Source organism: Paraburkholderia sp. IW21 (genome assembly GCF_041321145.1).
Taxonomy (GTDB): Bacteria; Pseudomonadota; Gammaproteobacteria; order Burkholderiales; family Burkholderiaceae; genus Paraburkholderia.
This window is the reverse complement of the sequence record NZ_JBGGWA010000003.1, coordinates 219,569-238,308: the sequence shown is the minus strand read 5'-3', so window position 1 is coordinate 238,308 and position 18,740 is coordinate 219,569. Positions and strand designations below refer to the sequence as shown.

Below are 18,740 nucleotides of genomic sequence, written 5' to 3'. Positions count from 1 at the left end.
CCATATTGTAGCCTATGAGGCACAACGTTTTTAACCTAATTTGTGCCTATAGGGCTACAATTTTACGATTTTTTTAATTTTTGTAGCCCTTGAGGCTCAAAATTAAAATGATGTGAAGATAAAAAACGGGCTTCCCGCTCGCGCGAAAAGCCCGCTTCATGTCGCCCAGGCCGGGCACGACACCCGGCCGCTCATCACTTCACTGCACCGCCTTGAAACCATGCGGCGATCTTCATCCGCTCGTCGTCGGTCATATGGGTGACGTTGCCCAGCGGCATTGCCTTCAACGTTACCGCCTGCTGATAGATCCGCTGTGCGTTCTGCGAGATCTCATCCGGCGTGTCCAGCAGCACGCCAGCCGGCGCGCTGCCCATCATCGTGGGATGGGCGGAGTGGCACGCCACGCAACGCTGTTGCAGCACCGGCGCGATATCGGCCACCTTGACTACCGGCGCATTCGCGGCTTGCGCTTGCTGCACGATCGGCTTCGGCATCGTCCAGAAGAGGGCGGCGAACATCAGCACGATACCGACCAGCGGCAGATACCACAGCACCTGGCCACGGTGACGCATCACGAAGAACTGGCGAATCAGCGCGCCGGCCAGCATGATGATCACGAGCACGGCCCAGTTGTACGGGTGCGTGTACGTCATCGCATAGTGGTTCGACAGCATCGCGAACACCACCGGCAGCGTGAAATAGGTGTTGTGCACCGAGCGTTGCTTGCCGCGTTTGCCGTAAATCGGGTTCGGCGTTTCGCCCTTGAGCATCGCGGCAACCATCTTGCGCTGCCCCGGGATGATCACGAAGAACACGTTCGCCGACATGATCGTCGCCAGCATCGCACCCATGATCAGGTAAGCTGCACGGCCTGCGAAGATATGGCAAGCGAGCCACGCCGCGATCAGCACATAAGCGCCGACGCAGATGCCGAGTACCTTGTCTTTGTTACCGAGGAAACGGCACAGCGAGTCGTAGACGATCCAGCCCGCGGCGAGGAAGCCGAGCGCCGAAGCGACAGCCACCACGGGACCCATGTCGAGCACGTTCTTGTCGATCAGATACGTAGTCGGCGAGAACAGATACAACACGGTGAACAGACCAAAACCTGACAGCCACGTGGTGTACGACGGCCACTTCGACCAATGCAGATCGTCCGGCATTTCCGGCGGCGCGACGGTGTACTTCTGCATGTTGTAAAAGCCGCCGCCGTGCACGTGCCACAGTTCGCCGAACACGCCGCGCCTGCGCTGGTTAGCGTCCTCTGGCGGTTTCAGGCTGTTGTCCAGCGCGACGAAATAGAACGATTCGCCGATCCATGCAATCGCGGCGATGACGTGGAACCAGCGAATCGCCAGATTCAGCCAGTCGGTGATAAAGCCTTCCATGAACTCCTCCACTTCTGATTCGTTGTGCGTGCAACGACACTTGTGTTTTCATCGCGCCTTCAGGGACCCGTCTTACGGGGCGTCGGCATGCATGACGTCACTGCACAGACTGCGGGGTAAAAACGCGGTGCGCTCAGTTCGCACGGCGCTGCTTTTTTTATTGGAACTTCGGATCGAGTCGCACGCGTTCGATTGCGCTTCGCGGGTGTCTCCGCGGATCCGCACAGTGCAATCGGGCGCGCTCGGAAAAACAACGCGACTTCAACCTTGTCCTCCTCCAACGCCTATCGAAAAACGCTCAGCGCGCTTAACTGCCCCGATAGGTGCTGTACGACCACGGCGACACCAGCAGCGGCACGTGATAATGCGCGCCGGCATCGGCCACGCCGAAGCGCAACACGACGCGATCGACGAAACGCGGCTCCGGCACTTTCGTACCGATCGATGCGAAGTAATCGCCGGCGCCGAACACGAGTTCGTATTCGCCCGCGACTAATGCGTCGCCTTCGAGCAACGGCTGGTCGCAGCGGCCGTCGTCATTGGTGGTGGTGGTTTTTAGCGCGCGGCGAATATCGCCGGAGAGCGCGAAGAGTTCGACCTTGATGCCCGCGCCAGGACGGCCGTTCGCGGTGTCGAGCACATGGGTAGTGAGCTTTCCCATTCGCAATTTTCCTTATGTGAATGCGAGGTTTCGGCGGCAGCCCGATCCAGAATACGTTTGCGGCGGATCGAGGCTCCACGTCAGTGGCTACATACCCGTCGGCGAATTGAAGCGAGCGCCGTGGCACCATTGTAAAAAGGTTGTTCCCTTCAGCGCGCGCGAGATAGGAAAGATAATAGCTGGCGCATGACAGACAGGCCATTGAAAGCCGCGGCGAATCGATTCGTTCGACTATTGCAGTGCAATTCGATCGTACCGGTGCCAAAAAAGGCTCACTATATCGGCAGCGTGAACTTGGGTATCTCTTTGGCGCGAGTTGTCAGCATTATTTTGACCGTCGAAGGTTACGTCTGTGCCGCGGCATCGCCGCGCACCCCGAAGACGGCGGAATACGCTGGGTAACCGGGCCAACAGCGTTCGACGGGACGCGGCGGCACGGTTGGCGTGCCGTCACATCGCGTTCGAACGACTTTGCACGGAAGTAATGAAGCGGAGAAACGAATGACGATGGAGCAGGCGGCTAATCAGACGAACAAGCCGAAGAAAACGATGCTGGTGAAGCACGCGGACGTGCTGGTCACGATGGACGGCGCCCGGCGCGAGTTGCGCGACGGCGGCCTGTATATCGAGGACAACCGCATCGTCGCGGTCGGACCGACGGCGGAATTGCCGCAAACGGCCGACGAAGTGCTGGACATGCGTGGACATCTGGTGATTCCGGGCCTCGTGAACACGCACCACCACATGTATCAGAGCCTGACGCGCGCAATTCCGGCCGCGCAGAACGCCGAACTGTTCGGCTGGCTGACCAACCTCTACAAGGTGTGGGCGAACCTCACACCCGAGATGATCGAAGTCTCGACCTTGACGGCGATGGCGGAGCTGTTGCTGTCCGGTTGCACGACCTCGAGCGACCACTTGTATATCTATCCGAACGGCAGCCGCCTCGACGACAGTATCGTCGCGGCAGAGCGGATCGGCATGCGTTTTCATGCGGCCCGCGGCAGCATGAGCGTGGGGCAGAAGGACGGTGGTTTGCCGCCGGATTCGGTGGTCGAGCGCGAAACGGACATCCTGAAGGACACGCAGCGTCTGATCGAGACGTACCACGACGAAGGACGCTACGCGATGTTGCGCGTGGTGGTCGCGCCTTGCTCGCCGTTCTCGGTGAGCCGCGATCTGATGCGCGAATCGGCGGTGATGGCGCGGCATTACGGCGTGTCGCTGCACACGCACCTGGCGGAGAACGTCAACGACATCGCGTATAGCCGCGAGAAGTTCGGCATGACCCCGGCGGAGTATGCAGAAGACCTCGGTTGGGTCGGTCACGATGTATGGCATGCGCACTGCGTGCAACTCGACGAAGCCGGCATCGCGCTGTTTGCGCGTACCGGCACCGGTGTTGCGCATTGTCCGTGTTCGAACATGCGGCTCGCGTCGGGGATTGCGCCGGTCAAGCGGATGCGCCTTGCGGGTGTACCGGTGGGCCTGGGTGTCGACGGTTCGGCGTCGAACGATGGTGCGCAAATGGTCGCGGAAGTGCGTCAGGCGTTGCTGTTGCAGCGGGTCGGCTTCGGTCCGGATGCGATGACCGCGCGTGAAGCGTTGGAGATCGCGACGTTAGGCGGCGCGAAGGTGCTGAATCGCGATGATATTGGCGCATTGGCGCCGGGCATGGCCGCGGACTTCGTGTCCTTCGATCTGCGTCAGCCGCTGTTTGCGGGCGCGTTGCACGATCCGGTCGCGGCACTGGTGTTCTGCGCGCCGTCGCAGGTGAGCCATAGCGTGATCGGCGGCAAGGTGGTGGTGAAAGACGGCCAGTTGGCGACGCTGGAACTCGGACCGGTCATCGAGCAGCACAACCGCTTGGCCAGGACGCTTTACGAAGCGGCCGCGTAACGGGAGCGTGGCGGGCAGTGTGAATCTATCGGCACCCATCAGGACTGGATGCCGATAGAAACGCAAAGCGAAGTTCAAGGCTTATCGATCAACGTCTTGGTCGCCTCGGCGACCAGACTGCGCAGCCAGCGCACTTCGTCGGAGTAATGCACGCGCTCGTGCCACAGCTGGTAGTACTGCATCGGCGGGAAATCGAGCGGTGCGGGCACCACGGTCAGCGGCAGGAATTTGGCGTAGTAGTCGGCAAACAGGCGTGTTGTCGTGAAGATCAGATCGGACTTGATCAAGACGTAGGGCGCCAGATTGAAGTACGGCAACGTGACGACCACGTGACGCTTTAACCGCTCGCGCGCGAGATGCACATCGATCGCGCCGCGTTGGCCCACCGAGTAAGGAGTAGGCGCGAGATGCGGAGCATTCAGGTACTGGTCGAGCGTCAACCCGCCGCGCTTGGCGAACGGATGCGCGTTGCTCATCAGGCAGACGATCTGATCGACGAACAGATTCGACAGATGCAATTGTTCCGGCGGCTCCGGCCAGTTGCCGACCACGGTATCGAGCTTGCCGTCTTCGAGCGCCAGTTCGTAGTCGAACGCCGGCCCGAGCGAGTGAAATTCGAGCGTGGCGTTCGGCGCGGCCTGACGAAAACGTTCCACGACCGTCGGCACGAACAGCACGTTCAGATAGTCCGGGCAGCCGATCCGGTAGCAACGGATCGAGGTAGCCGGATCGAAGTTGTGCTGTTGGAACTTGATGCGTTCGATCTCGCGCAGCGCGTTCTGCACCGGTTCGAGCAGGCGCAGGCCGTACTCGGTCGGCACCATGCCGGATTTGCCGCGCACCAGCAGCGGGTCGCCGGTGATATCGCGCAAACGGCGCAGCGCCGCGCTAATGGCGGGTTGCGATTGATTAAGTTTGACGGCCGCGCGCGTGACGCTGCGTTCCATCAGGAGGGTATGCAAGACGCGTAATAAATACGTATCGATCGCCTCGCGTTGCTGACTCATGACTTCTCCGAAATATATGTTCTGGCTGATCGAGCGGGCGTGGGTGTATATGACTTTTAATATGAACACAAAGCCACGTCAAGAGTGGGATACCCGCAGAGCACGCTGCGGCGGGGGTTTGCGGGGAATTTTGACGGCTCGACTGAGCGGGTCGAATTAGGTATTGTCATCCGGTTGTGGTGACGGATCGCCTGCCTGCAACGGGGCGAGCGAACGCGCGGTAACCGGCAGTCTCTGACGTACTACGGAATCACATGAGCGACTCTTCTTATAGCGACGGCGCCCCCGCGCAGCCGGCAAACAGGCCGGAACAGGCGGCGCCCCGGTTGGTGCTCCAGGGCATCACCAAACAATATCCGGCCGTGCGTGCCAACGACGACGTCACGTTAATCGTCGCGCCGGGTGAAATCCATGCCGTGCTCGGCGAAAACGGCGCCGGCAAAAGCACGCTGATGAAAATCATTTACGGCGCGGTGCGGCCCGATGCCGGCGAGATCCGCTGGGAAGGCGAGCCGGTCGAGATAGCCAGCCCGGCGGCGGCGCGCAAGCTCGGCATCGGCATGGTGTTCCAGCATTTTTCGCTGTTCGAGACGCTCACGGTCGGCGAAAACATCGCGCTCGCGCTCGACGAACCTTTCGACCTGAAGGCGCTTTCCAGACGCATCCGCGAAGTCTCCGCCGACTACGGCCTCGACATCGACCCGCAACGCCACGTGCATAGCTTGACGGTGGGCGAGCGGCAGCGCGTCGAGATCGTGCGCTGCCTGTTGCAGAATCCGCGCCTTCTGATCATGGACGAACCGACTTCGGTGCTTACGCCGCAAGCGGTTCGCAAGCTCTTCGCGACGCTGCGGCGTCTCGCGGCCGAAGGTTGCAGCATTCTCTACATCAGCCACAAGCTCGACGAAATCCAGGAACTATGCGACACCGCGACCGTGATGCGCGGCGGCCGCGTGACGGGTCACGTGACGCCGAAAGAAGAAACCCATGCGTCGCTCGCGCAGTTGATGGTCGGCCATTCGCTGCCCGATTACACGCGGCGTGAACACAATCCGGGTGCCGTGCTGCTCGATGTGAAGCAACTGTCGGTAGAGAGCGACGATCCGTTCGGCACGTCGCTCGATAACGTGTCGTTCGGTGTGCATGCCGGCGAGATCTTCGGCATCGCGGGTGTGTCGGGCAACGGGCAGGCCGAATTGCTGTCGGCGCTCTCAGGTGAGAAACGCGGCACGCGTGCTGACGCGGTCACGATCTGCGGCAAGCAGGCAGGGCGCCTTGGCGCAGGCGGGCGGCGCGCGCTCGGATTCGGCTTCGTGCCGGAAGAACGCCTCGGCCGCGGCGCGGTGCCGGCGATGTCGTTGTCGGAAAACGCGCTGCTCACCGCGCATCGGCAGCAGATGGTGAACGCCGGCTGGATCAAGGCGGGCGCGATGCGCGCATTCGCCCAGCGCTGCATTGAAGCATTCGACGTGCGTTGCGGCGGCTCGGAAGCGCTGGCGCAAAGTCTCTCCGGCGGCAACCTGCAGAAATACATCATGGGCCGCGAGATTCTGCAGGCGCCCAAGGTGCTGGTGGTCGCACAGCCGACCTGGGGCGTCGACGTCGGCGCGGCCTCGTTTATTCGTCAACAGCTGCTGGATCTGTCCGCACGCGGCGTGGCGATTCTGGTGATTTCCGAGGAGCTGGAAGAGCTGTTCGACATCTGCGATCGCATCGCGGTGCTTGCACGCGGCAGACTGTCGCCGGTGCGTGCCACGGGGGCGACCAACGCCGAGGAAATCGGCCGCTGGATGGCGGGTCTGTTCGGCGACCGCGAGGGCACGGCGCCATCGGCGGAACAGACGGCCCGTGCCTGAGCAGATGCCCGATCGGACCGCTGATCGACGTCACGCTGATCGACGTTAAACACCAGAACCACACAAATTACACGCTACCCATGATTCTTCCGTACCGACTCGAAGCACGCACGACGCCCTCGCGCACCATGCAGCTTGCCGTGCCGCTGATCGCCGCGTTGCTCACGCTCGCGATCGGCTTCCTGATCTTCAGCCTGGTCGGCCGTGATCCGCTGGAAGCCATGCACGCGTTTTTCATCGAACCGCTTTCCAGTGCGAACGGCTGGTCCGAACTGCTGCTGAAGGCTTCACCGTTGTGCCTGATCGGCCTCGGCCTCGCGATCGGCTATCGCGCGAATGTCTGGAACATCGGCGCTGAAGGACAGATGCTGCTCGGCGGCATTGCCGCGAGTGGCGTCGCGATCTATTTTGACCAGGCCGCCGGCTGGTGGATTCTGCCGACCATGATGATCGCCGGCGTGCTGGGCGGCATGGCGTGGGCCGCGATTCCCGCGCTGCTGAAAAGCCGCTTCAACACCAACGAGATTCTCGTCAGCCTGATGCTCACGTACGTCGCCACGCAACTGCTGATCTATCTGGTTAGCGGCCCGTGGCGCGATCCGCAAGGCATGAACTTCCCGCTCTCGGAGATGTTCAGCGGCGACGCGCTGTACCCGACCTTTTCCGGCGACTGGCACTGGAAATGGTTGCACGGCACGCGTCTGAACGCGTCGGTATTCATTACACTGATCGCGATTCCGCTCGTGTGGCTGTTCATGCGCAAAAGCTTCGCGGGCTACCGGATGAACGTCGGCGGTCTTGCGCCGCTCGCCGCGCGCTATGCCGGCTTCTCCGACAAGAAAACCATCTGGACGTCACTCCTGATCAGCGGCGGCCTCGCGGGCCTCGCCGGCATGGGCGAGATCGCCGGTCCGATCGGCCAGTTGCAGGCGACGTGGTCGCCGGGCTACGGCTTCACCGCAATCATCGTCGTGTTCGTCGGACGGCTGCATCCGGTCGGCATTGTGCTCGCCAGCCTGCTGATGGCGCTGCTGTACCTCGGCGGCGAAGCGGTGCAGACCTCGATGCAATTGCCGCAGGCGCTCTCCGGCGTGTTCCAGGGGCTGCTGCTGTTCTGCCTGCTGGGTGCCGACCTGTTTGTGAACTACCGCGTGCGCCGCCGAACGCTGGCCGCATAAGTCCACTCATTCGCTGCTGATTTCCCCGCCGGATCTCCATGGATATTCAACAAGCCAGCGCGCTCACCTCGAGCGCCGTCACCGCCGCGATCCCGCTGATGTTCGCGGGCGCAGGCGAACTCGTCGCCGAGAAGTCGGGCGTTCTCAATCTCGGCGTCGAAGGCATGATGCTGATGGGCGCCGTGACCGGCTACGCGGTCACCGCCATTACCGGCAATCCATGGCTCGGCGTGGTCGCCGCGATCGGCGCCGGTCTCGCGATGTCGATGCTGTTCGCGTTCCTCACGCTGACGATGCTCGCCAATCAGGTCGCCACCGGCCTGTCGCTGACGATCTTCGGCATCGGCTTGTCCGCCTATATCGGCAAGCCGTACACGTCGGCGGCCGTGCGCGCCACCATCGGCACGTGGACCATTCCCGGCCTTTCGAAGATCCCGGTGCTCGGTCCCGCATTCTTTAGCCTTACGCCGCTCGACTACCTCGCGTTCCTCATGTTCGCGGTGATCGGGTGGTTCCTGTACCGCACGCGTGCAGGCCTCGTGCTGCGCTCGGTGGGCGAATCGCCGCAAGTGGCGCACTCGGTCGGCTTTCCGGTGGTCGGCGTGCGTTACGGCGCGGTGGCCTTCGGCGGCGGCATGGCAGGGCTCGCAGGCGGCTATTACTCGATCGTCAACCTGCACCTGTGGCAGGAGCAGCTCACCTCGGGCCGCGGCTGGATCGCGCTCGCGCTGGTAGTGTTCGCGACGTGGCGCCCGGGCCGCCTGCTGATCGGTGCATTGTTGTTCGGCGCCGTGACCGGCCTGCAGTTCTATGCCCAGGCGATCGGCGTGCCCGTGCCGACGCAATTCCTCGCGATGCTGCCGTATGTCGCGACGGTCGTCGTGCTCGTGCTGATTTCGCGCAACCCGAACACGATTCGCCTGAATGCACCCGCATCGCTCGGCAAGCCGTTTTTCTCGGCGGGCTGACGCGGCTATGGATCGGAGTATTCGCACGTGACCGACCACACGTTTCAAATCTTTCGACAAACACGACAGGAGAAAACATGAAGAGAAGAAATCTGCTGACTGCTTGCGCATGGGGCGCGGCCTCGCTGGCGCTCGCCGCGCCGCTCGCGCAAACCGCACAGGCCGCCGACGTACCCGGCGTCGCGTTTGTTTACCTCGGCAATCCGGGCGATGCCGGCTGGACCTTCGCGCACGATCAGGGCTCGAAGGAAGCGGAAGCGAAGTTCGGCAACAAGATCAAGATCACCCGCATCGAGAACGTGCCGGAATCGGCCGACTCCGAGCGCGTGTTCCGCGATCTGGCGAACAAGGGCAACAAGATCATCATCGGTTCGAGCTTCGGCTATCAGGACTTCGAACTGAAGGTCGCGAAAGACTTCCCGGACACAGTGTTCCTGCACGCAACCGGCTACAAGAAGGCACCGAACTTCGGCACCTATGACGTGCGCATGTACCAGGGCGCGTACCTGGCCGGCGTCGCCGCAGGCTACGTGACGAAGACCAACACGCTCGGTTTCGTCGCCTCGGTGCCGATTCCTGAAGTGATCCGCAACATCAACGCGTACACGCTCGGCGCGCGCTCGGTGAATCCGAAGATCCACACCAAGGTCATCTGGATCAACAGCTGGTTCGATCCGGGCAAGGAAAAGCAGGCCGCTGAAACCCTGATCGGCCAGGGTGCCGACGTGCTGCTGCAAAACACCGATTCGAGCGCGACGCTTGCGACCGCATCGGAAAAGCACGTGCATGCGTTCGGCTGGGATTCGGACATGAAGAAGTTCGGTCCTGAGGCGCATCTCGGTTCGGTGGTCGCGCACTGGGGCGTGTATTACAACGCCGCGATCCAGCAGGTGCTGGACGGCAAGTGGAAGAACACGCCGGTGTGGTGGGGCATTCCGCAAAAGGCCGTCAATCTTGAAGACCTGAACACGTCGGTGATTTCGGCTGATGCGCAGAAACAGGTCGCGGCCAAGCGTGACGAGCTGGCGGGCGGCAAGTGGGACGTGTTCACGGGCCCGATCAAGGATCAGTCGGGTGCGGTGAAGGTGCCGGCCGGCAAGACGCTGGCTGATCCGGAATTGCAGCGCCTGAACTGGTATGTGGAAGGCGTGGACGGTTCGCTGCCGAAGTAAGCACTTTTACAGCGCTCGACCGGGCGGCGGTCTCAGCAACCGCTGCTTTAAGAAGCTGCGTCCTGTACGGACGCAGCTTTTTTTGGGAGCGGGTTGGGTGTCGAAAGTCTTACAGGCAGAGGCTAGTCGATGCGCAAGCCGACCTTGATGGTCACCTGCCAGTACGCGACCTTGTCGTTTTCGATCTGGCCCCGCGTTTCCGTCACTTCGAACCAGTGCAAATTGCGCAGCGTCTTGGACGCTTTGGTAATCGCGGTGCTGATTGCGTCGTCGATCGATTTGGCCGATGAGCCCGTCAGTTCGATTTGCTTGTAGACGTGTTCTGACATGAACTTCCTCCTTTGATCTTCGTTGGTGTGCAAAAAGTATAGGCAATGGATTGCCGCGGACGTCCCTCGCATGAGCGAATCATGTCGCACATCGTGTGCCCGATATGCCCACGCGAAGCGCGGCCGTTATCATGTCCGCGCAACTCAATCTGAAATCCGACGAGGTCTGACAAGTGGAAATTGGTTTTTGCGGCCCCGGCCTGATGGGCGCGCCGATGATCCGGCATTTGCTGCGCGCGGGGCATGCCGTGCATGTGTGGAATCGCACGCGGGCCAAAGCGGAAGCGTTGCTCGCGGACGGGGCCAAGGTGGCCGATACCCCGCGCGACCTGGCTTCACGGTGCGAGGCAGTGCTGCTGTGCGTCGCGGATGCGGCGGCGGTTGAAGAAACCGTGTTCGGGACAGCAGGGCTGCTGAGCGGCGATACCGCCGGGCGCGTGCGCTGGATTGTCGATCACTCCAGCATTCCGCCTGCCGCGACGCGAGCGTTTGCGCAGCGTGCTGCTGCGTTAGTTGCGGTAGCTGCGACCGGTGCGACCGGTGCGATCGGTGCGACCGCGACCGCTGGTCCAACGGCCGGCGCGCGCGCGGGGGCTGCAAGCGTCGGCTGGATTGATGCACCGGTATCGGGCGGCGTGGCGGGTGCCAACGCCGGTACGCTCGCCATCATGGCCGGTGGCGCCGCCGCGGACGTTGCAGCCGTCACGCCGTTGCTGCGAGCGTACGCGGCCCGTGTCACGCACATGGGCGAGGTCGGCGCCGGGCAGACCACCAAGCTCTGCAATCAGACCATCGTCACCGCGACGTTGGCGGCGATCGCCGAGGCGGTGAGCCTTGCACAACGCAGCGGCATTGACGCCGCGAAACTCACGGAGGGTTTGGCCGGCGGCTGGGCCGATTCGGTGCTGCTGCAGATTTTCGTGCCGCGCATGACGCAAAGCGGCCTCGCGCCGATCGGCGCCTTCCGCACCTTCCAGAAAGACATCGACACGGTTGCCGCCACGGCGTACGAGACCGGCACGCCGATGCCGGTTTCGTCGACGGTCCAGCAACTGCTGCGGCTCGGCGCGGCAATGGGGCTTGCCGAGGCCGATCTGTCGGCCTTTATCGACGTTTTGCAGACGCCGCGCGGCGCCCCAAGCCGGTAGCGCAGCGCGTGCGTGGGTTGAGTTCGCGATAACCTGCTAAAATATTGGGTTGTTCGCCGATATCACATTCAAAGGGACGCGCCGTGCTGTCTACCGCCAATATCACCATGCAATTCGGGCCAAAGCCCCTCTTCGAAAACATCTCGGTCAAATTCGGGGAAGGGAACCGCTATGGCCTGATCGGTGCGAACGGCTGCGGCAAGTCCACGTTCATGAAGATACTGGGCAGCGATCTGGAACCGAGCTCCGGCAACGTGATGCTCGAACCGAATGTTCGCCTCGGTAAGCTGCGCCAGGACCAGTTCGCGTATGAAGACGTGCGCGTGCTCGACGTCGTGATGATGGGCCACACGGAAATGTGGGGTGCAATGACCGAGCGCGACGCGATCTATGCGAACCCGGACGCCACCGACGACGACTACATGCACGCCGCGGAACTCGAAGCGAAATTCGCCGAGTACGACGGCTACACCGCCGAAGCGCGCGCGGGCGAACTGCTGCTCGGCATCGGCATCGCGATCGAAGACCACAACGGCCCGATGAGCGCCGTGGCGCCGGGCTGGAAACTGCGCGTGCTGCTCGCGCAGGCGCTGTTCTCGAAGCCGGACGTGCTGTTGCTCGACGAACCGACCAACAACCTGGACATCAACTCGATCCGTTGGCTGGAAGACGTGCTCAACCAGTACAACTCGACGATGATCATCATCTCGCACGATCGTCACTTCCTGAACCAGGTCTGCACGCACATGGCCGACATGGACTACGGCACGCTGAAGGTCTATCCGGGCAACTACGACGACTACATGCTGGCGAGCACGCAGGCGCGCGAGCGCCAGCAGAACGCCAACGCGAAGGCGAAGGAGCGCGTCGCCGACCTGCAGGACTTCGTGCGCCGTTTCTCGGCGAACAAGTCGAAGGCCCGTCAGGCCACCAGCCGTGCGAAGCAGATCGAAAAAATCAAGATCGAGGAATTCAAGCCCTCGTCGCGGCAGAATCCGTTTATCCGCTTCGAGTACGAAAAAAAGCTGCACAACATCGCAGTGGTCGCCGACAAGATCTCGAAGAAGTACGATCGTACGATCTTCAACGATTTCAGCATCAGCGTGCAGCCGGGCGAGCGTATCGCGATCATCGGCGAGAACGGCGCGGGGAAGACCACGCTGCTGCGCTCGCTGCTCGGCAAGCTCACGCTCGATCACGGCACGGTGAAGTGGGCCGAGAATGCGAATGTCGGCTACATGCCGCAGGACACGTACGAAGAGTTTCCTGACGACCTCACGCTGATGGACTGGATCGACGGCTACCGCCAGGAAGGCGACGACGAACAGATGGTGCGCGGCACGCTGGGCCGTTTGCTGTTCAATGCCGACGACATCCGCAAGTCGGTGAAGGTGCTGTCGGGCGGCGAGAAGGGCCGCATGATCTGGGGCAAGCTGATGCTGGGCCGCCACAATGTGATGCTGATGGACGAGCCGACCAACCACATGGACATGGAGTCGATCGAATCGCTGCAGATCGCGCTCGATAAATACGAAGGCACGCTGATCTTCGTGTCGCACGACCGGGAGTTCGTGAGCGGCCTCGCGAACCGGATCATCGAAGTGAAGACCAATGGCACGCTGAACGACTTCGGCGGCAATTATGAAGACTTCCTGTTGAGCCAGGGCGTGCAGTAAGCATTCCTCGCTTCACGATGTAGCCTAAAGCCAAGCCCGCTTCGTCGAAGCGGGCTTTTTTCATGGGGCGCGTCTTGCGCACCGTTTTCGACGTGACCCGCGTCAACCCACCAACGCAAAACCGGGCCGGCGAACGGACTCATTGACCCAAAGCAATGCGAGCGGCGCCCGACGACCGATTATCGCTGTTTCGATAGTCCAATCACCGGGTCGTCAATGCTCACCTCTCACTCCTTCCCCCCTCTGGTTATCCGTGGCCGCGCACTCCTTCCGATCGTGCAAGGCGGCATGGGCGTCGGCATCTCAGCCCACCGGCTGGCCGGCAGCGTCGCCCGCGAGGGTGCTCTCGGCACCATCGCGAGCATCGATTTGCGTCATCATCATCACGACCTCATCGAGCTCTGCCGCCAGTCGCCCGACCGCGCTACGCTCGAACAGGCGAACCTCACCGCGTTAGCCCGCGAAATCCACTCGGCCAAGGCACTCAGCGAAGGCCGTGGCATGATCGCCGTCAACGTGATGAAGGCAGTCAACGCGCAAGCAGACTACGTGCGCGTCGCCTGCGAAAGCGGCGCCGACGCGATCGTCATGGGCGCAGGCCTGCCGCTCGATTTGCCGGACATGACTCACGGCCATGACATCGCACTGATCCCCATCCTGTCGGATAGCCGCGGCGTTGCATTGGTGCTGAAGAAGTGGATGAAAAAAGGCCGTCTGCCCGACGCGGTCGTGATCGAACATCCAGCCCACGCGGGCGGCCATCTCGGCGTGACCAACCTTGCCGATCTGCACGATCAGCGCTTCGATTTTTTGCGCGTACTTGAAGAACTCGATGCGGTATTCACGTCGCTCGGCTTAGGTCGCAAAGACGTGCCCTTGATCGTCGCCGGCGGCATCAACAGTCATGAGACAGTGCGTGAGTTGCTGAGCGCGGGTGCCCGCGGTGTGCAGCTCGGCACGCCGTTCGCCGTCACCCAGGAAGGCGACGCGCATCCGAACTTCAAGCGGGTGCTCGCCGAAGCGACGCCCGACGACATCGTCGAATTCGTCAGTGTGACGGGGCTGCCGGCGCGCGCCGTGAAAACGCCGTGGCTGATGCGCTATCTACGCCACGAAACAAAAATCCGCGCCAAGATCGGCGCGCTCAAACACGTCTGTCCGACTGCGCTCGAATGTCTTGGCGTCTGCGGTTGGCGCGACGGTGTCGAGAAGTTCGGCCACTTCTGCATCGACACGCGTCTCGCCGCGGCATTGCGCGGCGATGTGGCCAACGGGTTGTTCTTCCGCGGCCGCGAAGCGTTGCCGTTCGGCACGGCCATTCGCAGCGTCCACGATCTGATCGAACTGCTCCTGACCGGCGCGACGCGACCCGCTGTCGCAGGGCGATGGACGTTCTCGCTGGGTTGATGCGGGTCAACGTGAAGCCTGACGAGACCTTCGACAATCCCCGCATGCAAACAAACACTCGGGGAAGCACATGAAGCACTCGTTCAGGAACAGAATCAAGGCCGCCGCCGTCGCGTCGAGCCTGTTATGCGGGGGCGCTCTGGCTCAGCAGGCACAAGCGGCCGGCGACGACCCGATGAGCGGCATTCACGCCGGCGACATACTGGTGCGTCTGCGCGCGATCAGCATCGTGCCGAACGTGGAGACCAGCCAGACACTGTCGGCGCTGAACGTGGGCGTCAATAACGCGATCGTGCCGGAGCTGGATCTGACCTACATGATCCGCGATTACCTCGGCGTCGAGCTGATTCTCGCCACGTCGCGCCATCAGTTGACGTCGAGCCTTGGCAATCTCGGCGGCGTCAACGTATTGCCGCCCACGTTGCTGCTGCAATATCACTTCAACCACGCGGGGCGCATCCGTCCGTACGTGGGTGCGGGGATCAACTACACGTATTTCTACAACAACGGCCTGAACGCAGGGGGGCAGCCGATCTCGATCGCCAACCACAGCTTTGGCCCCGCGTTGCAGGCCGGTGTGGACGTGCAGGTGACCAAGTCGCTGTTCGTCAACGCGGACATCAAGAAGATCTGGATGCATACCGACGCATCGCTCGGCGGTCAGTCGCTCGGCCGGCTGAGTATCGATCCGGTGGTGGTCGGTTTGGGTGTCGGTATGCGGTTCTGATTGCCGCGGCGGCTACAGCTTGTCGTTCCTGAAGCGCATGGCGGAACCGTCGTGCTCGATGCGTATCCATACGGCGCGCTTTTCCTCGTCGCTCAGGAACACCCAGTTTGACACCTCGGTGGCGGTGCGGCCGCAGCCTTTGCAAACCTCGTCGAACAGCGTGGAACAGACGCCGATGCACGGGCTGTCGGGAAGATCGTGGAGATTCGAAGCCATCGGAAACCTTGGGGCGGGAAGCAGAGTGCCGCTATGTTAACCGATGCGGCGATTGCACCACGGCGCGGCGCTCGCCGTAGCAAAGATGCATGCACGGTTGGCAGTATCGACTGCGGCTTTCGCCCCGCTTCGCATCCTTTCCCTCAGCGCGACATGCTGTAGCGGATCCGCTTCATCCGCCGAACGCCAACTGCCACAACAGCGCCCCGTTGAGCACGACGATGAAAGCCGCCGACAGCCAGGCCAGCACGAGGGGCACGCCACGCACGCGCCAGTCGCGCATCAGGCCGGCGTCCGATGTGTAACGGATCAACGGCACGACCGCGAGCGGCAATTGAAGACTCAACACCACCTGACTTGCCACCAGCAGTTGATTGGAACCGTGCTGGCCGAACAGCGCGACCGCAAGCAGCGCCGGGCCGATTGCCAGCGCGCGGGTGAACAGGGCACGCTTCCAGCGCGGTAGGCGCAGGCGCAGAAAGCCTTCCATCACCGCCTGACCGGCCAGCGTGCCCGTGACGGTCGCGCTCAGTCCACATGCGAGCAGGGCCGCCGCGAACAGGATGCCGGCCCAGTGTGTGCCGACGAGCGGCGCGATGAGCCGATGGGCATCGGCGAGATCGGTGACGCCGCGGTGGCCGCTCGCGTAGAACACGGCGGCCGCCACGATCAGCAGGGCCGCGTTGATCACGAAAGCAAACGAAAGCGAACCGAAAGTGTCCAGGTTCACGACCTGCAATGCGGCTTTGATCTGCTCGTCGCTGCCGTCCGGCGCATGGTGCTTGACGAGCGAGGAGTGCAGATACAGGTTGTGCGGCATCACCGTCGCACCGACGATGCCCGCTGCCAGCCACACCATGCCCGCGTTGCGCAGCAGGTCGAGGCTCGGCGCGGTGCCGGCCAGCGCGGCATGCCAGTCGGGCCGGGCAAGCGCCAGTTCGACCACGAAGCACAGGCCGACAAAGCCGATCAGCGCCGCGATCACCGCTTCGAGTTTGCGGCCGCCTTTCTGCTGAAGCGCCAGCAGTGCGAAGGTGCAGACCGCCGACATCAGCACGCCGACCTTCAGCGACACACCCAGTAGCAATTGCAATGCAACCGCGCTGCCGACCACCTCGGCGACGTCGCACGCGATGATCGCAACCTCGCTGGTCAGCCATAGGAAGAGGGTGACGCGGCGGCTCGAGCGTTCGCGGCAGATCTGCGCCAGGTCGCGCCCGGTGACGACGCCCAGCCGCGACGACAGCCATTGCAGCAGCATCGCCATCAGGCTCGCCAGCAGCACCATGCCCAGCAGCCGGTAACCGTAACCCGCGCCGGCGCCGAGCGCGGTCGCCCAATTGCCAGGATCGATGTAGCCGACCGCGATCAGCGCCCCCGCACCGACGAACGAAAACCAGTGCGCGGGACGTGCCGGCCCGCTTCCCGGCAGATGCCGACGGCGGTTCGGTCGCAACGCGGATGGATTCGTGTTCATCAATGCCTGGAGGTTTAAGACTGCAACAAGTTGCAAGCCCCGTGCCCGCAGCAAAGCGGCACGCGGCGCGAGCGCGGGCGGCAAAGGCGCGCGCTATTCGCGGCACCCCGTCGTACAGTGTTTTTTCAGCTATTGTGCACCGTTGAACGGCAGGCGGTTCGTGCTCGGATCCACAGTTAGCTGGTCCGCATGGAATTCGCGGAGGGCGGCGGCTGGCCGCCGCCCCAGGGGAACCGGCACGGGGTACGGCCGGCTTCACCTGACAACCAGATAACACCGAGCCGGCGCTGGTGTTTTTTTCGGGTGGACACGCGCGGATAACCCGCTAAAATTGCGCCCATTTTGTAGCGGCACGGCTTACGCTGTGCCGTTTGCGCGACAGCCTGGTATTTTTTTGGTGCGCGCAGTAATTAATGGTAGTTTTTGTTTTTTTCAGGGGAGCCGCGTGCGGTATGCCGCGGCGTGAGTGAGGAATTGGCCGGCTCGCGCCGGTCCGGATCGGAGAACGGAATGAAAAGACGGGTAGTAGGGCAAGTGGCCGCGCTGGTCTTGTGCGCGACGCCGTGGCTGACGGCTGCTGCGAAAGATACGCAATTGAACGTGTACAACTGGTCCGATTACATCGCCAAGGACACCATTCCGAACTTCACCAGGCAGACCGGCGTCCACGTCAAGTACGACAACTATGACAGCGACGACACGCTGCAAGCCAAGCTCCTCACCGGCAATTCGGGCTACGACATCGTCGTGCCGACCAGCAATTACGCCGGCAAGCAGATCGCTGCGGGCATCTTCGCACCGCTCGACAAATCGAAGCTGCCGAACCTGAAATACCTCGACCCTTCGCTGATGGCGCTGGTGGCCGGCGCTGATCCGGGCAACAAGTTCACGGTGCCCTGGGCATACGGTACGACCGGCCTCGGCTACAACGTCACCAAGGCCCAGCAGATTCTCGGCAAGAACGTTCCGCTCGACAGCTGGGACGTCCTCTTCAAGCCGGAAAACATCTCGAAGCTGAAGGCCTGCGGTGTGTCCGTGCTCGACGCGCCGGACCAGATGTTCGCCGCCGCGCTGCACTACATCGGCCGCGATCCGATGAGCACGAATCCGGCCGACTACCGCGCCGCGCTCGAGATGATGAAGAAGATCCGCCCGTACATCACGCAGTTCAACTCGTCGGGCTATATCAATGATCTGGTCGGCGGCGACGTGTGTTTCGCGTACGGCTGGTCGGGCGACGTCGTGATCGCCAAGCATCGCGCGGTCGAAGCGAAGAAGCCGTTCAAGGTCGAGTACTACATTCCGAAGGGCGGCGCGCCGGTATGGTTCGACGTGATGGCGATTCCGAAGGACGCGAAGAACAAGGAAGCCGCGCTCGAGTGGATCAACTACATCGAAACGCCGCAGGTCCACGCCGCGATCACCAACGCCGTCTACTATCCGAGCGCCAACCTCGAAGCGCGCAAGTACGTGGACAAGGACGTGGCGAACGACCCGGCCGTGTACCCGCCGCCTGAAGTCATCAAGACCCTGTTCCTGTTGAAGCCGCTGCCGCCTGAAATCCAGCGGCTGCAAACGCGGCTGTGGACTGAATTCAAGTCCGGCCGCTAACCCGCGGCCAGCATGCACGG

The 18,740-nt window shown here is 62.4% G+C and carries 16 protein-coding genes; 10 read left to right on the top strand and 6 right to left on the bottom strand.

Translation table 11 applies throughout. The features are described 5' to 3' along the window. Nucleotides 1-194: 194 nt before the first annotated feature. Together ACAX43_RS08310 and uraH are read right to left on the bottom strand one after the other, a co-directional pair. Complete coding sequence (locus tag ACAX43_RS08310) at nt 195-1,388, bottom strand: urate hydroxylase PuuD (protein WP_370707930.1); 1,194 nt, start codon at nt 1,386-1,388, stop codon at nt 195-197. A 307-nt stretch (nt 1,389-1,695) separates the two neighbouring features. Further along, entirely contained in the window at nt 1,696-2,049 is a 354-nt protein-coding gene (gene uraH, locus ACAX43_RS08305) for a hydroxyisourate hydrolase (protein ID WP_370707929.1), read from the bottom strand. 501 nt (nt 2,050-2,550) lie between these two features. Between uraH and ACAX43_RS08300 the strand changes: the two genes are divergently transcribed. Next, nucleotides 2,551-3,948, top strand: coding sequence for an 8-oxoguanine deaminase (locus tag ACAX43_RS08300; RefSeq protein WP_370707928.1), 1,398 nt, complete (start codon nt 2,551-2,553; stop codon nt 3,946-3,948). 74 nt (nt 3,949-4,022) lie between these two features. Here ACAX43_RS08300 and ACAX43_RS08295 read toward each other — a convergent pair whose 3' ends face one another. Continuing rightward, nucleotides 4,023-4,955, bottom strand: a complete 933-nt coding sequence (locus ACAX43_RS08295; protein ID WP_172176057.1) for a LysR substrate-binding domain-containing protein — start codon at nt 4,953-4,955, stop codon at nt 4,023-4,025. A 254-nt stretch (nt 4,956-5,209) separates the two neighbouring features. Here ACAX43_RS08295 and ACAX43_RS08290 point away from each other — a divergent pair, with 254 nt between their 5' ends. The 4 genes from ACAX43_RS08290 to ACAX43_RS08275 all read left to right on the top strand — a co-directional run bounded on the left by ACAX43_RS08290 (nt 5,210) and on the right by ACAX43_RS08275 (nt 10,129). Further along, entirely contained in the window at nt 5,210-6,811 is a 1,602-nt protein-coding gene (locus ACAX43_RS08290; RefSeq protein ID WP_370707927.1) for an ABC transporter ATP-binding protein, read from the top strand. An 80-nt stretch (nt 6,812-6,891) separates the two neighbouring features. Beyond that, a complete protein-coding gene (locus ACAX43_RS08285; RefSeq protein ID WP_370707926.1) occupies nt 6,892-7,989 on the top strand; it encodes an ABC transporter permease in 1,098 nt (365 codons plus the stop codon). Nucleotides 7,990-8,027: 38 nt separating this feature from the next. Then, complete coding sequence (locus tag ACAX43_RS08280; protein WP_370707925.1) at nt 8,028-8,957, top strand: ABC transporter permease; 930 nt, start codon at nt 8,028-8,030, stop codon at nt 8,955-8,957. 77 nt (nt 8,958-9,034) lie between these two features. Then, nucleotides 9,035-10,129: a BMP family ABC transporter substrate-binding protein gene (locus ACAX43_RS08275; protein ID WP_370707924.1), complete on the top strand. Its 1,095-nt coding sequence runs from the start codon at nt 9,035-9,037 to the stop codon at nt 10,127-10,129. Between the two features lie 122 nt (nt 10,130-10,251). Here ACAX43_RS08275 and ACAX43_RS08270 read toward each other — a convergent pair whose 3' ends face one another. Continuing rightward, a complete protein-coding gene (locus tag ACAX43_RS08270) occupies nt 10,252-10,458 on the bottom strand; it encodes a dodecin (protein WP_370707923.1) in 207 nt (68 codons plus the stop codon). 173 nt (nt 10,459-10,631) lie between these two features. Between ACAX43_RS08270 and ACAX43_RS08265 the strand changes: the two genes are divergently transcribed. The 4 genes from ACAX43_RS08265 (at nt 10,632) to ACAX43_RS08250 (ending at nt 15,416) form a co-directional block, all read left to right on the top strand. Next, complete coding sequence (locus tag ACAX43_RS08265; RefSeq protein WP_370707922.1) at nt 10,632-11,606, top strand: NAD(P)-dependent oxidoreductase; 975 nt, start codon at nt 10,632-10,634, stop codon at nt 11,604-11,606. An 83-nt stretch (nt 11,607-11,689) separates the two neighbouring features. Next, nucleotides 11,690-13,282, top strand: coding sequence for an ABC-F family ATPase (locus ACAX43_RS08260; protein WP_370707921.1), 1,593 nt, complete (start codon nt 11,690-11,692; stop codon nt 13,280-13,282). A 216-nt stretch (nt 13,283-13,498) separates the two neighbouring features. Beyond that, nucleotides 13,499-14,689, top strand: a complete 1,191-nt coding sequence (locus ACAX43_RS08255) for an NAD(P)H-dependent flavin oxidoreductase (protein WP_370707920.1) — start codon at nt 13,499-13,501, stop codon at nt 14,687-14,689. 70 nt (nt 14,690-14,759) lie between these two features. Next, on the top strand, nt 14,760-15,416 hold the full coding sequence (locus ACAX43_RS08250; RefSeq protein ID WP_370707919.1) for an OmpW family protein: 657 nt from the start codon (nt 14,760-14,762) through the stop codon (nt 15,414-15,416). A 12-nt stretch (nt 15,417-15,428) separates the two neighbouring features. On the opposite strand, the gene ACAX43_RS08245 is transcribed toward ACAX43_RS08250, so the two are convergent. After that, complete coding sequence (locus ACAX43_RS08245) at nt 15,429-15,632, bottom strand: DUF1289 domain-containing protein (protein WP_370707918.1); 204 nt, start codon at nt 15,630-15,632, stop codon at nt 15,429-15,431. Nucleotides 15,633-15,804: 172 nt separating this feature from the next. Beyond that, nucleotides 15,805-17,109, bottom strand: coding sequence for an Nramp family divalent metal transporter (locus ACAX43_RS08240; protein WP_370707917.1), 1,305 nt, complete (start codon nt 17,107-17,109; stop codon nt 15,805-15,807). Between the two features lie 510 nt (nt 17,110-17,619). Between ACAX43_RS08240 and ACAX43_RS08235 the strand changes: the two genes are divergently transcribed. Continuing rightward, entirely contained in the window at nt 17,620-18,720 is a 1,101-nt protein-coding gene (locus tag ACAX43_RS08235; RefSeq protein WP_370707916.1) for a polyamine ABC transporter substrate-binding protein, read from the top strand. The last annotated feature ends 20 nt before the right edge of the window (nt 18,721-18,740 follow it).

What these genes read in the sequence shown, in the direction of transcription:
- ACAX43_RS08275 (WP_370707924.1), top strand. Translation starts at nt 9,035, where the DNA reads ATGAAGAGAAGAAATCTGCTGACTGCTTGCGCATGGGGCGCGGCCTCG.
- ACAX43_RS08235 (WP_370707916.1), top strand. Translation starts at nt 17,620, where the DNA reads ATGAAAAGACGGGTAGTAGGGCAAGTGGCCGCGCTGGTCTTGTGCGCG.
- uraH (WP_370707929.1), bottom strand. Translation starts at nt 2,049, where the DNA reads ATGGGAAAGCTCACTACCCATGTGCTCGACACCGCGAACGGCCGTCCT.
- ACAX43_RS08250 (WP_370707919.1), top strand. Translation starts at nt 14,760, where the DNA reads ATGAAGCACTCGTTCAGGAACAGAATCAAGGCCGCCGCCGTCGCGTCG.
- ACAX43_RS08280 (WP_370707925.1), top strand. Translation starts at nt 8,028, where the DNA reads ATGGATATTCAACAAGCCAGCGCGCTCACCTCGAGCGCCGTCACCGCC.
- ACAX43_RS08285 (WP_370707926.1), top strand. Translation starts at nt 6,892, where the DNA reads ATGATTCTTCCGTACCGACTCGAAGCACGCACGACGCCCTCGCGCACC.
- ACAX43_RS08255 (WP_370707920.1), top strand. Translation starts at nt 13,499, where the DNA reads ATGCTCACCTCTCACTCCTTCCCCCCTCTGGTTATCCGTGGCCGCGCA.
- ACAX43_RS08245 (WP_370707918.1), bottom strand. Translation starts at nt 15,632, where the DNA reads ATGGCTTCGAATCTCCACGATCTTCCCGACAGCCCGTGCATCGGCGTC.
- ACAX43_RS08310 (WP_370707930.1), bottom strand. Translation starts at nt 1,388, where the DNA reads ATGGAAGGCTTTATCACCGACTGGCTGAATCTGGCGATTCGCTGGTTC.
- ACAX43_RS08290 (WP_370707927.1), top strand. Translation starts at nt 5,210, where the DNA reads ATGAGCGACTCTTCTTATAGCGACGGCGCCCCCGCGCAGCCGGCAAAC.
- ACAX43_RS08295 (WP_172176057.1), bottom strand. Translation starts at nt 4,955, where the DNA reads ATGAGTCAGCAACGCGAGGCGATCGATACGTATTTATTACGCGTCTTG.
- ACAX43_RS08240 (WP_370707917.1), bottom strand. Translation starts at nt 17,109, where the DNA reads ATGAACACGAATCCATCCGCGTTGCGACCGAACCGCCGTCGGCATCTG.
- ACAX43_RS08300 (WP_370707928.1), top strand. Translation starts at nt 2,551, where the DNA reads ATGACGATGGAGCAGGCGGCTAATCAGACGAACAAGCCGAAGAAAACG.
- ACAX43_RS08270 (WP_370707923.1), bottom strand. Translation starts at nt 10,458, where the DNA reads ATGTCAGAACACGTCTACAAGCAAATCGAACTGACGGGCTCATCGGCC.